Below are 14,014 nucleotides of genomic sequence, written 5' to 3'. Positions count from 1 at the left end.
CGAAATCCCGGCTTCCCCTGCGGAGCCGGTCTGCCGCTCCCGGGGCCAGGGACAGCCTCCTTGTACGCTTGTTTCGTTTCCGCGGGTTTATCCGGAATATGCCTGGATTTTCCGGATAATGGCCCGCATCTTTCCGGAAGGGGCGACCTCTGCGGACGACGGAGGGCGGGGTTTGGAAGACAAGAAGCGTATCGCAGCGACGATCAGGGACTATCTTGCCCGTGAAAGGCTGTCGCGAGAGCAGTTCGCCTTCAAGACGAGGCTGGGAAAATCCACGGTCGACAAGCTGCTGATAGGTTTGTTCTCCGACAAGACGCTCTCCATCGTCGAAAACCACACGAAACTGTCGTTTCGCCGAACGGGCGGCCCCGATCGGGACGAGCCGCCGGCCAGGGACGCGGCACCGGCCGCGGGTCCCGGCGAGGCGACGATCCACGGCAAGCCTTCCATCGCGGTCCTGCCCTTCGCCAACATGAGCTGCGATCCCGAGCAGGAATATCTCGCCGACGGCATCACCGAGGACATCATCACGGCGCTGGCGCGCCTGCGCTGGCTGTTCGTCATCTCCCGCAACTCCTCCTTCGTCTACAAGGGCAGGCCGGCCGACGTCCGGCAGGTCGCCCGGGACCTCGGGGTGCGCTACGTCCTGGAGGGGAGCGTCAGGACGGCGGGCCCGCGCATCCGCATCACCGGCCAGCTGGTCGACGCCGAGACGGGAAAGCACATCTGGGCGGAGCGGTACGACCGCGACCTCCAGGACATCTTCGCGGTCCAGGACGACATCACGGAGCGCGTGGTCGCCGCGGTGGAGCCCCACCTCTACGCCGAGGAGGGGTTCCGGGTCTCCAGCAGGCCGCCGGAAAGCATCGACGCCTGGGGGCTGGTCGTGCGGGCCATGGGCCTGATCAACCGGGTGGGGCGCCGGCAGAACGAGGACGCCCAGGCCCTGCTGCGCCATGCCATCGCGATCGAGCCGGGCTATGCCCGCGCCCACGCGCTGCTGAGCTGGGCGCTGTGGTGGGCGGCGCTCTGCTACTGGTTTCCCGACGCACGCGAGGGCTACCGTCAGGCGGCCGGGCATGCCCAGGATGCGCTTTCCCTCGACCCCAGCGATCCGTGGGCCCGGATGGTCTCGGGGCTGTGCCTCAGCACGGCGGGCCAGCACGAGCGGGCCCTGGGGGAGCTCCGGACAGCGCTCGGCCTCCACCCGAGCTTCGCGCTCGGCCGCACGGCCCTGGGGTGGGCGCTCCTGAGGGCGGGCCATTTCGACGAGGCGATCGCCGAGACCGGCCGTGCGCTGCGCATGAGCCCGCTCGACGGCTTCTCCGGGCTGTACACGGCGATCCATGGCCTGGCGCTCCTGGGGGCGCAGCATTTCGAAGAGGCGCTGCCCTTCCTGCGGGCCTCGGTCTCCTCCTTCGCGGAATATTCCGGGCACTACAACACCCTGATCAGCTGCTGCGGCCACCTGGGCCTGCTGGACGAGGCCCGGGAGTTCATCGAGATCCGAAACAGGGTGGGTCCACCCCTCTGCCTGAGCGTGCTCCGCCGAAACCTGGGCAAGTTCGCCCACCGCGACGTGTTCATCGAAGGACTCAGGAAAGCCGGCGTGCCCGAGTAGGAGATCCGGGAAAACTCCGGCCAACTCGGGAAAGATCCGGAAAGGGCGGCGGAAAGCCGTGCGCGCTAAGGTTCGGTCATCCGAAGACGATCAAGGGATGTGGAGAACATGCGCACGATTCTGACCGCCGGCGCCGCCGCCACCTCGCTGCTGCTCGGCGCGGCCCTCGTGACGACCTCGCCGACCGCCGCGGAGGAAGCCGTGAAGCGGGGCGAATATCTTGCCGCCATCATGGATTGCGGCGGCTGCCATACCACCGGGGCGCTGCTGGGAAAGCCCGATCCGCAGCGCTATCTCGGCGGCTCCGAGGTGGGATTCCAGGTCCCGGGGCTCGGAACCTTCTACCCGCCCAACCTGACTCCGGAGCCGGAAACCGGCCTGGGAAACTGGAGCGAGGCCGACGTCGTCAAGGCCGTCCGCACCGGCGTCCGCCCGGACGGCCGCGTCCTGGCCCCGGTGATGCCCTATCACAGCTACGGCAAGCTCACCGACGCCGATGCCCAGGCCCTGGCGACCTATCTCAGGAACCTCAGGCCCGTACGGCACAAGGTGCCGGACCTTGCCGGCCCGTCCGAGAAGCCGACGGCGCCCTATCTCGGCGTCATGATTCCCGGGTGACGGCCGCCATGCCGGATTTCATGACGGATCTCGATGGGAACTCCCTCACGCGGGAGGTGATCGACCGCTTCGCCGGCACCGGCGATCCGCGCCTGAAGGCCATCATGACCAGCCTGGTGCGCCACCTGCACGGCTTCGTGCGGGATGTCCGACCCACAGTCGAGGAATGGGGTGCGGCGGTCGATTTCCTCGCCCGCGCCGGCAGGGCCTGCACCGGGGGACGCCAGGAATACGTCCTGCTGTCGGACGTCCTTGGCGTCACCATGCTGGTGGACTCGATCAACCACCCGACAGCCGGGGGAATCACCGAGACCACCCCGCCCGGCCCGTTCCACGCCGCCGACACCCCGGAACTGCCGCTCGGCGCCGACATGGCGCGGGGGCAGCCGGGCGAGCGCCTCCATGTGGAAGGGTCCGTGTCATCCGGCGACGGGCGCCCGCTCGCCGGCGCCCTCGTCGATGTCTGGCAGGCCGACGAGAACGGCTACTACGACATGCAGCGCCCGGAACTGACGGAACCGACGCTGCGGGCGCGCTTCCGCACCGACGGCCGGGGACGCTTCGCCTTCCGGTCGATCCTGCCGTCCCACTACCCGATCCCGGCGGGCGGCCCGGTGGGCGAACTGCTGAACGCCACCGGGCGCCATCCCTTCCGGCCGGCGCACATCCATTTCAGAGTCGCGGCGGAGGGGCACGAATCCCTGGTCACCCAGCTCTTCCCGGCCGACAGCCCGTACCTCGCCGACGACGCGGTGTTCGGCGTCAAGCCCTCGCTCGTCGTGGCGTGCCCGCCGGGTGCTCCCGGCGGCTTCCCGGACGGGAGCGCCGGACCGTGGCGGAGGCTCGCCTACGATTTCGTCCTGAAGGCGCAGGTCTCGGCATCCTCCGTGCAGAAGGGAGCAGGGTGACACGTCTGCGGCGAGGGGACTTCAGCGGGGGAGGTTGTACTCGGCCACGTTCATATGCCAGCCATAGTAGGCCTCGCATACAAGTATCACGCCGATGAATCCACCCAGATGGATCAGGCTTGAGAGAACGACATCCGAGGATGAAAGCAGGACATATCGGGACAAGGTCCGGTTCAAGAGATGCCGCGAGCGGAGATAATACACGATGATGCGCCTGTTCAGCCACGCCAGCCAAGTCAGAATGAGCAGGATTCCCAGATGCCACAGATCCATGTCCATTTTTGCTCCTTCCCCTTGCCGTCAAGTCTTCGGCATCGCCGTCCGGCGAAGCGACGGCTTTCCCTTGTCGGTTCCCGCGCCACAATCCCCCATCACAGTGCTTTCCCACTGGCTCCGGTTGTGACCCATCGGGAACATCATGGTTGCCGGGCCGGCGGAACCTTGCGGCCCGGCGGCTAGCCCTCGGCAGTCACCGACACTCCCTCCCCTCTCCGCCTTTCCCGTTTCAGCAGCAGGCTTCCGAGTGAGAAGGCGCCCGCCAGTGCCAGGGCGACGCCTGCGATCGCCAAGCCCGGCCGCAGCCCCGCCGGGACGTAGTCGAGGACCAGTTCGCCCCCCTCGTCCGGAGGGAGCACGACGGACGGGAGGAACCCCAGCACCGGCTCGACCTCGAGGGAGCGACCGGCCAGGAAGGCGCGATACCCGGGATACCAGGCTCGTGCCCATACGACCCGGCCGCCGCCATGCCCCTTGTCCAGTTGATAGGACTCGCGGTCCGGCCCTCTCCCGACCAGCCGCAACCGCATGTCCGGCGGCAGGACCGAAACGCTGCCCGGCCGCGGGGGGAGCGGCTCGCGTCTCACGAAGACGTCGGCATGCCTGCCCGATCCGGCCCGGACCCAGGTGCCTCCCGCCTCCACGGCGAACCTCCCGGCATGGAGCCCCCGCTGGGCGACCACGCGCTCGACGCGGGTGAGGTCGAGCAGTGAAAGCCCGGCGGTCCCATCCGCGGACGTGGCCGGCGACAGGATCCGCCGCGCGGCGTCCGGACAGCTGGCCCCGATGTAATCCATGCAAAAGGCCTCGCGCAGGCCCCGGGGGTCCAGGGCGGAATAGCCGTTGATCCCCTCCACGTCATGGTGGAGCAGCGTGTTTCCCGGCATCAGCTCAAACCAGAAGGCGTCGTCCGGAGCCTTGCCGGAACCGAAGGACGCATCCCGCCCGGGCGGCTGGTAAAGGGCGAGCTGCCGCACCCTGGGGGCATCGGCGATGCCGGGCAGGGCCTGCCGTTCCACCGGCGGCGTCCATCGCGGCACCATGCCGTTGTGGGGGAAGACGGCCGTCAGGTAGACGAAGATGGTGACGTGCCCGACCACGGGCACCGCCATCCAGTACTCCGGCCATGACCTCTGGAAGTACCGGGTGAGGAGGACCAGCACGCAGATCCACGAGAGCAGGATGGCCTGGTCCGTGCCCATGCCGGACTGGTTGAGGAACCCGAGCGCCAGGGGAACGGCGAAGGCGAGAGCGGTCCTGCCCGGTTTCCAGACCCCCTGCCCATCCCCCACGGTCCGGGTCATCAGCCATCCCGCCAGGACCGCGAGCGCGATGTGGTAGTAGGGCAGCAGCCGGAAGGGCCAGCGGAAATACCAGCCGGCCCCGTACATGGACAGCAGGCCGAAGGCGGTCGCCACCAGGACCAAGCCGAGGCCGAGCCCTCCCCGCCGGTTCTTCAGGCCGAGGGCCGGCCAGCGGGCATTGGCCAGGACGGGCAGGATGAACCAGGACACATAGTGGATCGGAGGGGACGGCGCGGTGCGGTCCACGCCGCTGAAGGTCTTCAGGACGTTGGGAAAGATCGGAAGGCTGACGGCGAGCAGGGTGTCGAAATGCGCAGTGAGGACATCCGAGGATGCGCCGTGGGAGCGCATCGACGCTTCCAGCAGGAAGTACAGCAGAGGGAGATAGGCCGGAGCCGCGATGGCGCCGCCCAGGCCCATGGCGAGGACGACCCGGACGCAGGCCAGGAACCGGCCGGTCAGGACGAAGCTGGCGGCAAGGGCGATGCCGGCGCCCACGATCAGGGCGATGGCCGTGTAGGGCCAGCCACTGACGAGGGCCAGGGCGGTCGCGACCGCCGCCGGCCCGACATGAAGCGCACGGCGGTAGGCCAGCAGGAGCGCGGCCGACGCCCAGGGCAGCCAAGCGATGCCGACCAGGGCGTTCACCCACGCCTGCCCCCAGTAGACCACCCACATGCTGGTTCCGCCGGCCAGCGCGGCGGCGACGGCTCCGGCCCGCGGGGTGCCCAATCCCCGGCACAACGTGAAGACGCCGCCCGACAGCAGGCAGAGATGGAAAATCGAGAAGAAGGCCGCGGCTTGGTCAAGACGGCCGAAGCGATCCATCAGGACATAGAGGGAAACGGAGACCGGGTTCCAGATCGCGTACTGGTATTCCGCGGAGATGGCACCGCCGAGCCAGGATCGCCCGGTGACGAACGGCATCTGCCACTCCTTCACCTGGCGGGCGATCTCCAGCATGACCGGCATGATCATCGTCTGGAAATCGTCGGAGAAATAGAAATAATTGTTTCCGGCAAGCGGGACCATCGCCATGCAGGCCGTGATGATCACGACGAAGATCGCTGCTCCCGTATCCGTCCACTCCTTTCGAGGGCCTGAACCGTATCCGACGATCGGACTTCCGCTTTCCGACTTTCCATTCCGCATTGACACCAGGTTCCGAACCAGTGAGGGGCGAGCCTGGAGCATAAGGGCCTGCCCCGCCCCGTAAGGCAAGTGCGCGAGGGCATTTCCCTTGCGCTCGGCCCGGCCGGCGTAGGGGAAATCCCGGATTACGGAAAGGCGGGTGATCGCCGTAGACTTGGCTGAAAGAGATTTGGCTGAAAGAGATTTGCCTGAAAGAGATTTGCCTGAAAGAGATTTGGCTGAAAGCGGACCCGGCCGGGAGGGCTGCCCGGTGATCCTCGAGGTGCTCTTTGGAGAACCCGGATGCCTGAGGACATGGTCGCGACGACGCCGAAGCCCGGAACGGCACCAACCGCCGCCGCGCCGGGGCCGCGGGCCTACGTGCAGGAAGCCGCCGGGCTGGTGCTTCTCCTCGCCCTGGCCGTAGGCTGCTTCGTCATCCTCCGGCCTTTCCTGGCCGCCATCCTCTGGGCAGTCATCCTGACCTTCTCGACCTGGCCGATCTACCGTTTCCTGGTGAAGCGCCTCGGGGGGCGCGAGGGACCGGCCGCCGTCGTGATGACCCTCCTGGTCGCCCTGGTGCTGCTGCTGCCCCTCGTCATCCTGGGTTCGCGCCTGGCGGAGGGCGTCGTCGGCTTCGCCGAAGGGATCCGATCGCTGCTTCAGCAGGGACCGCCGCCGCCGCCGCGGTGGATCGCCGACTTGCCTTTCCTGGGTCCCAACCTGACCCGCACCTGGGAGGAGATGGCCTATGACGGGGCGGCGCTGGCCGAATCCCTCCGGCCCTATGTCGGACCGGCCCGGGACTGGGCTCTCGCCCAGGGTGCCGCCCTGGCCGGCGGAATCTTCGAAACGGCGGTCAGCGTCCTGACCGCGTTCTTCCTGTACCGGCACGGGACCGCCGTCGTCCGGATGGCCGACGCCGTGTTCAGGCGAGTCGCCGGCGACCGTTCCCGCCGGCTGATGGAGATCGCGGGAAGCACCATCAAGGGCGTCGTCCACGGGGTGCTCGGCACGGCTCTGGTCCAGGCGGTGCTGGCGACGGCGGGTTTCTGGGTCGCGCAGGTTCCCGGCGCCTTCCTCCTGGGCTTTCTCTCGTTCTTCCTGTCGCTCTTTCCCGGCGGCCTCCTGCTGACCTGGATTCCGGCGGCGGCCTGGCTGTTCGCCCAGGAACAGCGGGAATGGGGCATCTTCATCATCGTCTGGAACCTGCTCGTCGTCGGCACGATCGACAATTTCCTGAAGCCTTATGTCATCAGCCGGGGCGGCAGCCTCCCGATCCTCATGATCCTCTTCGGCGTGATGGGCGGCATCATGGCCTTCGGCTTCATCGGGATCTTCCTCGGCCCGACGCTCCTGGCGATCGGCTACAGCCTGATCCAGGAGTGGGGGAAGGACGAGGACGCGCCGGTGCCGGGCGGCCGGTGACCCGGCGGCTATCAGAAAAATCATGACGGGAGGGGAAACGATGTTCGACGTGGCGGAAATCGGCAGCACCCTGGCGAAGGAGGACTACAAGGTCCGCATGCCCGACCTCCGGGCCCGGCTGCTGGAGGCGCAGTTCCACCTGAGGCGCAAAGGCGTGCCGGTCCTGATCGCGGTCGCCGGCGACGACCGCATCGGCTGCGAGGAGCTGGTGGACCGGCTGAACGAGTGGCTGGACGCCCGCTATCTCGATACCCAGGTGTTCGAGGAGGAGACCGAGGAGGAAAGGCAGCGGCCCCGCTTCTGGCGTTACTGGATGGCGCTGCCGCCCCGGGGGCGCGCCTCCCTCTTCTTCGGCGGACTGGCGCTGGACGCGATCGCCGACCGCTATCTCGGCCGCATCGACAGCGACGGCTTCGCCGCCCGGATGGAGCATGTGCGAACCTTCGAGCGCGCGCTCGTGACCGACGGCATGCTGCTGGTGAAGATCTGGCTGCACCTGCCCAGGCAGGAACTGAGGCGCCGCCTGAAGCGGAAGGACTCCGGCTGGCAGTTGGAGCAGCGCGACTGGATCATCTTCAAGCATTACGACGAGATCAAGCCGCTCTGCGAACGTTATCTGCAGGAAACCAGCGCGGGCGGCGCCGCCTGGACCGTGGTGGAGAGCACCGACGCCCGCCATCGCAGCGTGCGCGTCGCGGAGCACCTGCTGGCCACCTTCACGGCCCGCCTGGACGAGGCGGATGCCGTTCCTGCGCCCCGGACCGCCGAGGCCATGAAACCGGCGGCACGGCCGGTCGACGTGCTGGGCAGCCTCGATCTGTCCCGCCGGATCGCGGAGGAGGATTACCGCGAGCAGCTGGAGGACCAGCAGCGGCGCCTCCACAAGCTGTCCCTGAGGGCCAGGAAGGAGGGACTGTCCTCCGTCCTGGCGTTCGAGGGCTGGGACAGCGCCGGCAAGGGCGGCGCCATCCGCCGGCTGGTCTGGAGCATGAAGGCGGCCAATTGCCGCGTCGTGCCCGTCGCGGCGCCGACCGACGAGGAGCGGGCACGCCATTACCTTTGGCGCTTCTGGCGGCACCTGCCGCGCGCCGGCAAGATGCTGATCTTCGACCGGAGCTGGTACGGCAGGGTTCTGGTCGAGCGGGTCGAAGGCTTCGCCCGGCCCGAGGAGTGGCGGCGGGCCTATGACGAGATCAACGATTTCGAGCGGCAGCTGACCGACCACGGATCGCTGCTGCTGAAATTCTGGCTGCACATCGACAAGGACGAGCAGCTCCGCCGGTTCGACGAGCGCGCGAACACCCCGCGGAAACGGTACAAGATCACCGAGGAGGACTATCGCAACCGCGAGCACTGGGACGACTACCTGATGGCGGTCAACGAGATGGTGGCCCGGACCGGTTCGACCGGGGCGCCCTGGGTGCTGGTGCCGGCCAACGACAAGCGCGCCGCGCGGATCCAGGTGCTCACCGCCGTGTGCGACGGCCTGGACCGGCTGCTCTGACCGGTACCGGCGTCAGTCGCCATGGGCGCCGCGCGGCAGATCCCCGGTCATCGCCGAATGGACGACGACGGGCGCCGCGGGCGACGCCGCCGGCTCCGCGCGCGGTCCGCGGCCCACCCTCTCCCGCAGGTGCTGGAACACGACGTAGAGGACCGGGATCAGGAAGACGCCGACCAGAGAGGCGGCCAGCATGCCGCCGAACACGGCGGTGCCGACGCCGCGGCGGCTCAGTTCGCCCGCACCCTGCGCGGTCACCAGCGGCAGGAGCCCGAGGATGAAGGCGAAGCTGGTCATCATGACCGCGCGGATGCGCATCCGCGCGCCCGCGACCGCCGCCTCGGCGACCGGGAGGCCCCGCTCCCGCTGTTCCTTGGCGAACTCGATGATCAGGATCGCATTCTTGCTGGCGAGCGCGATCAGCACGATGATGCCGATCTGGGCATAGATGTCGCCGGGCAGCCCCGCCAGGATCAGCGCGGCATAGGCGCCGAGCAGCCCCACGCTGACGGAGAGCAGGACCGGCACCGGGATGTTCCAGCTCTCGTACAGGGCCACCAGGAACAGGTAGGCGAACAGCACCGCCAGCGCCAGGATCACGGTGGTCTGCCCGGCCGCCTGCTTCTCCTGGAGCGCCGTGCCCGTCCACTCGTAGCCGTAGCCGGACGGCAGGGTGGCGGCCGACAGCCGCTCCATGGCGGCGAGCGCGGTACCCGAACTGACGCCCGGCGCCGGACTGCCGTTGATGGTCACGCTCCGGTAATTGTTGTACCGGGTGAGGGACTGGGGAGCCAGGATCAGGCGCGCCTCGACCAGCGACCGCAGGGCCACCATCTCGCCCTTCGCGTTGCGCACGTTGATGCGGTAGACGTCGGTCACCTGGTCGCGGTCGTCCGCCTCGCCCTGCAGGTTGACCTGCCAGACCCGGCCGAACAGGTTCAGGTCGTTGACGTAGAACCCGCCGAGCGTCGCCTGGAGGGCCGTGAAGATGTCGTCGATGGCCACGCCCAGCGTCTGGGCCTTGTTGCGGTCGATGTCGAGATAGAGTTGCGGCGTGTCGGCCGCGAAGGTCGTGAACACCCCCGACAGCTCGGGCTGCTGGTTCGCCGCGAAGATCAGGCCGCGGGCCGCCGCCGCCAGGTCCTCCGGCGTGCCGCCGGCGAGGTCCTGGAGCTGGAACTCGAACCCGCCCGTGGTGCCCAGGCCGATGATCGGCGGCGGCTGGAAGGGGATGACGGCCGCGGCCCGGACGGCGGCCCCTTCCCGGCGGATCCTGGCCGTGATGGCTTCGACGCCGAGCTGCGGATCGGTCCGCTCCCCGAAGGGTGCCAGGGTGACGATCATGAAGGCGGCGTTGGATTGGGACAGGCCGCTGATCATGCTGTAGCCCACCACCGAGGTCACGTCGACCACCCCGCCGATCGGGCGGACGATGTCCTCGACCTGCTCCACCGCCGCGAGCGTCCGCTTGACCGACGATCCCTGGGGCAGCTGCAGCTCGACGAAGAACGCGCCCTGGTCCTCCTGCGGCAGGAATCCGGTGGGCGTGGCCCTGGACAGGGCATAGACGCCCCCCGCCACGACCAGCAGGAACAGGATGCCGAACGCGGCCCGCCGCACCAGCCGGGCGACGACGGCGGCATAGAAATCGCGGGTCCGGTCGATCGCCCTTGTCACGCGGCCCATCAGCCCCCGCCTGGGTCCGTGGGCCGGCTTCAGGAGGATCGAGCAGAGCGCCGGGCTGAGCGTCAGGGCGTTGATCGCCGACAGCACCATGGAGACCGAGACCGCGACCGCGAATTGGCGGTACAGCTCGCCGGTCAGGCCGGGGATGAAGCCGACCGGCACGAACACCGACAGCAGGACCAGGGTGATGGCGATGATCGGCGCCGTGATCTCCCCCATCGCCTTGGCCGTCGCCTCCTTCGGCGGCAGCCCCTCCTCCTCCATGACGCGCTCGACCGCCTCGACCACGACGATGGCGTCGTCGACCACGATGCCGATCGCCAGCACCAGGGCCAGCAGCGAGATGGTGTTGGCCGAATAGCCGAGGGCGAGCATGACGGCGAAGGTGCCGACCAGGGACACCGGCACGGCGATGGTCGGGATCAGGGTCGCCCGCCAGCTTCCGAGGAACAGGAAGACGACGACGACCACCAGGACGAAGGCCTCGACCAGCGTGTGGATCACCTCCTCGATGGTGGCCGTGACGAACAGCGTCGTGTCGTAGCCGATCCTGTAGGCCAAGTCCTCGGGGAAGCGCTGGGCCAGGCGGTCCATCTCGGCCCGGATCGCCGCCGCGACGGCGACCGCGTTGGCGCCCGGCGCCTGATAGATCGCGATCGAGACGCCGGGATTGCCGTTCACCCGGCTGAAGGAGTCGGACGATTTCGCCCCCAGCTCCACCCGGCCGACGTCGCGCACCCGCACCACGGAGCCGTCGGGATTGGCCCGTATCACCACGGCCTCGAACTCGTCCGGATCGGCCAGGCGGCCCTTGGTCTGGATGTTCAGCTGGAAGGCCTGGTCCGATCCGATCGGCTCGGCCCCGATGCGGCCCACGGCGGCCTGGGTGTTCTGGCTCCTGATCGCGCTCGCCACGTCGGCGGGCGTGAGTCCGAGGCTGGTCATCCGGTCCGAATCGAGCCAGACGCGCATGCTGTATTCGAGCGCCCCGAACAGGAACGCGTCGCCGACGCCGTCGATACGGGCCAGCGTGTCGAGGATGTTGATGGTGGCGTAGTTGCTGACATACAGCGAGTCATACGTGTTCTTCGGCGAGTAGAGGTTCACGACCTGGAGCAGCGCCGCCGACTTCTTCTTCACGCTCAGGCCCTGCCGCCTCACCTCTTCCGGGAGCTTCGATTCGGCGAGGCTGACGCGGTTCTGGACGTTGACCGTGTTGATGTCGGGATCGGTCCCGAGGGCGAAGGAGACGGTCAGGGTATAGCTGCCGTCGTTGCCGCTCGTCGATTTCATGTACAGCATGTTGCTGACGCCGTTGACCTGGGCCTCGATCGGCTGGGCCACGGTGGTCTCGACGACGCCGGCCCCGGCGCCGGGATAGACGGCGGTGACGCTGACCTGCGGCGGCACGATGTCCGGATACTGGGCGACCGGGATGATCGTGATGGCCATCAGCCCGGCCAGCGTGGTGACGATGGCGATGACCATCGCCAGCCGGGGACGCCGGATGAACACGCTCGACAGCATGGCTCAGGTTCCCGCCGCCTGTTGGACCGGGGCCGCATCGACCGCTTGGCCGGGACGGACCTTCTGGACGCCCTCGACGATGACCATCTCTCCTTCGCGGAGGCCCTTTTCGACGACCGTCTCGCCGTTCCCGCCCGATCCAAGCGCCACCCGGCGGACCTCGACCTTGCCGTCGCCGCCGACGACCAGCACGAAGGTGCCCGCTTGGTCGGCCTGGACCGCGGCCTGGGGCACGACCAGGGCCTGTTCCGGCATCTCGCGTTCCACCGTGACGGTGGCGAACTGGCCGTCGGTGAGGAGCCGGTCGGGATTGGGCAGCTCCGCCCGGACGGTCAGCGTGTCCGTGCCCGGGTCCACCTTGACGTCGAGGAAGTCCACCCGGCCCGGATGGGGATAGGCCTGTCCGTCGGCCAGGGTGAGCCGGACGATGGCCCGGTTCGCCGCCTCGCCCGTCTCCGCGGCGCGGCGCTTGAATTGCAGGATCTCCCTCTGGCTCACGGGAAAGGTGACGTGGACCGGATCCTGGCTGACGATGGCGGCGAGGGCGCCGGCCTCGGGGCCGACCAGGCTGCCCGGGGAATAGCTCGACCGGCCGATCCGCCCGGACAGGGGAGCGCGGATCTCCGTGTAGCCCAGGTTGATCTCGGCCTGTTCAAGGGCGGCCCGGTTCTGGAGCACGGCGGCTTTGGCCATGGCGTCGTCGGCGCGGCGCTGGTCGACGACGGCTTCGGAGATATTCTTGTTCTTCACCAGGTCGAGAGCGCGCTGCAACTGGACGGCCGCATTGACCGCGGCGGCCTCGGCGCTCGCGAGGTTGGCCCTGGCCTGGGCGACCTGGGCCTTGTACGGGGCCTGCTCGATGGTGAACAGGAGATCGCCGGCCCGCACGTCCTGCCCTTCGGTGAAGAGCCGTTTCTCCAGGAAACCGGAGACCCGGGCGCGGATATCGACATCCTCGGCCGCGACCACCCGGCCGACGAACCCCGCCCCGACGGTGACGTCCTTGCGGGCGACCGGCGCCACGGCGACGGCGACCGGGGGAGGCGGTGCCGCTCCCTGCTGCGCGCCCTCCTCCGGCGAACAGGCGGCCAGCGCGGCGGCGCAGAAGCCGGCCAGGGCCATGCGCCTGCCCCGTTCCCTCCCTGGCCGCCAGGATTGCCGGAGAATGGACATGACCCTCGCACCTCCCCGCTTGCGGCCCGCTGCCGCCCGTTAAGACGTTTTCCGGCCGATCGGCGCCTTGGACCCGGTCACCAGCGCAGGAATATTCCGACGTCGCCCGGCATGCCGCCGGGATAGTTCAGGATCTGGGCGCGGAGCTTGTAGCCGGATGGCCGGAGATGCTGGTCCCAGGCATCAAAGGCCTCCTTGGCGAACCCCGTCAGGCTGTTCGACCAGTCGGGGTCGAAATTGTTGATGGCCCGGCCGCCGTCCGTGCAAAAGGCGCTCGGGAAGCGGAGCAGCTGGATCTCGTTGAGGCCGCGTTCGGCCGCGCGGCGCACCGCCGCCGTGAACCGCTCCTTGGCGTCCGGCCGGATATGCTGGTTCATGAAGGCCTGATAGAGATCCTGCTGCTGCGCCTCCAGTTTCTTCTGTTGTTCGAGGGCTGCGCGGATCTCCTCCATTTCCTTCTCTTCGGAGATGTGTCGAAGCTCCTGCGGAGTGATCAGATCCTCATCCGAACGGGTCTCGCTCATGGCAGTCGTCCTCGGAAAGATTTGCCGATGCATTTTGCTCCGGATCGGGGCCGATCCGGTGAGGCTTCTTTAGGACCGATGCAATTGCGGTCGGGACGGCATGATTTCGTTTCATACGATCCCTATAACCTGAACCTGCTCCCAGACATCAGTCCGGAATTCGTTTCAGAAGATATTTTCGGAATTGCGAGTCTGCACCGTCAGCATGTCAGTCGGACCGAACGATTACTTGTGCCTTCCCAGGACACCATAACCTGCATCAAGTTTCCCCGGCTCGATCGGGGGATCTCCTTTCGGGCGGAATGCGGAGTACGCGC

The 14,014-nt window shown here is 68.2% G+C and carries 10 protein-coding genes; 5 read left to right on the top strand and 5 right to left on the bottom strand.

From position 1 onward, the window contains the following. Positions 1 to 172 precede the first annotated feature (172 nt). From JL101_RS33095 to JL101_RS33085, 3 genes are all read left to right on the top strand, one after another. A complete protein-coding gene (locus JL101_RS33095; protein WP_203100719.1) occupies positions 173 to 1,621 on the top strand; it encodes a tetratricopeptide repeat protein in 1,449 nt (482 codons plus the stop codon). Between the two features lie 108 nt (positions 1,622 to 1,729). Further along, positions 1,730 to 2,239: a c-type cytochrome gene (locus JL101_RS33090; RefSeq protein WP_203100717.1), complete on the top strand. Its 510-nt coding sequence runs from the start codon at positions 1,730 to 1,732 to the stop codon at positions 2,237 to 2,239. Between the two features lie 20 nt (positions 2,240 to 2,259). Then, the gene (locus tag JL101_RS33085) at positions 2,260 to 3,147 is read left to right on the top strand and encodes a dioxygenase family protein (RefSeq protein ID WP_203100714.1); all 888 of its coding nucleotides are present in this window, start codon (positions 2,260 to 2,262) and stop codon (positions 3,145 to 3,147) included. 21 nt (positions 3,148 to 3,168) lie between these two features. Here JL101_RS33085 and JL101_RS33080 read toward each other — a convergent pair whose 3' ends face one another. Continuing rightward, on the bottom strand, positions 3,169 to 3,426 hold the full coding sequence (locus JL101_RS33080) for a hypothetical protein (RefSeq protein WP_203100712.1): 258 nt from the start codon (positions 3,424 to 3,426) through the stop codon (positions 3,169 to 3,171). Positions 3,427 to 3,602: 176 nt separating this feature from the next. After that, a complete protein-coding gene (locus JL101_RS33075) occupies positions 3,603 to 5,783 on the bottom strand; it encodes a hypothetical protein (protein ID WP_203100710.1) in 2,181 nt (726 codons plus the stop codon). Positions 5,784 to 6,161: 378 nt separating this feature from the next. Here JL101_RS33075 and JL101_RS33070 point away from each other — a divergent pair, with 378 nt between their 5' ends. Then, the gene (locus JL101_RS33070; protein WP_203100707.1) at positions 6,162 to 7,286 is read left to right on the top strand and encodes an AI-2E family transporter; all 1,125 of its coding nucleotides are present in this window, start codon (positions 6,162 to 6,164) and stop codon (positions 7,284 to 7,286) included. 22 nt (positions 7,287 to 7,308) lie between these two features. Then, positions 7,309 to 8,790 (top strand): polyphosphate:AMP phosphotransferase, encoded by a 1,482-nt coding sequence (pap, locus tag JL101_RS33065; protein WP_203100705.1) that lies wholly within the window; start codon positions 7,309 to 7,311, stop codon positions 8,788 to 8,790. Between the two features lie 12 nt (positions 8,791 to 8,802). Here the strand turns inward: pap and JL101_RS33060 are convergent, their stop codons facing one another. From JL101_RS33060 to JL101_RS33050, 3 genes are all read right to left on the bottom strand, one after another. Then, complete coding sequence (locus JL101_RS33060; protein WP_203100703.1) at positions 8,803 to 12,000, bottom strand: efflux RND transporter permease subunit; 3,198 nt, start codon at positions 11,998 to 12,000, stop codon at positions 8,803 to 8,805. 3 nt (positions 12,001 to 12,003) lie between these two features. Next, a complete protein-coding gene (locus JL101_RS33055) occupies positions 12,004 to 13,122 on the bottom strand; it encodes an efflux RND transporter periplasmic adaptor subunit (protein WP_203100701.1) in 1,119 nt (372 codons plus the stop codon). A 128-nt stretch (positions 13,123 to 13,250) separates the two neighbouring features. Further along, the gene (locus JL101_RS33050) at positions 13,251 to 13,697 is read right to left on the bottom strand and encodes a hypothetical protein (RefSeq protein WP_203100699.1); all 447 of its coding nucleotides are present in this window, start codon (positions 13,695 to 13,697) and stop codon (positions 13,251 to 13,253) included. Positions 13,698 to 14,014: the final 317 nt, after the last annotated feature.

Source organism: Skermanella rosea (assembly GCF_016806835.2).
In the GTDB taxonomy this organism is placed as follows: domain Bacteria; phylum Pseudomonadota; class Alphaproteobacteria; order Azospirillales; family Azospirillaceae; genus Skermanella; species Skermanella rosea.
The sequence above is the reverse complement of the archived record's forward strand: the minus strand, read 5'-3'. Positions and strand labels throughout refer to the sequence as shown.